We start from the raw sequence: 291 nt of genomic DNA, 5'->3' as shown, positions 1-291 counted from the left end.
GTGTTGACGGTGTTCGGGGCGACGAGCTGCTCGACGTAGAGGGTGTCGGGCAGGTTCGGGTCCTTGACGCAGGTGGACGCCCACAGCGGACGCTGCTCGTTGGCGCCGGCATGCGTGAGGAGCTTGGCCCGCTCGGTGGCGAACGTCTGCTCGTACACCTCGTAGGCGAGGTGGGCGTTGGCGATGCCGGCCTTGCTCTTCGGCGCGGTGGCCTCGTCGGGGCCGATCGCCGGGAGGCGCTTGTCCACCTCGGTGTCGACGCGCGAGACGAAGAAGGACGCGACCGAGTGG

General features: G+C 69.4%; 1 protein-coding gene. It reads right to left on the bottom strand.

Annotated elements, in window-relative coordinates:
- A partial coding sequence (locus tag ACPYOG_RS19395) for a transaldolase family protein (protein ID WP_481295764.1) occupies positions 1-291 on the bottom strand: 291 nt, incomplete at both ends.

The organism is Leifsonia sp. HAY1-4F, assembly GCF_056755275.1.
This window is presented reverse-complemented; position numbering and strand designations above follow the sequence as displayed.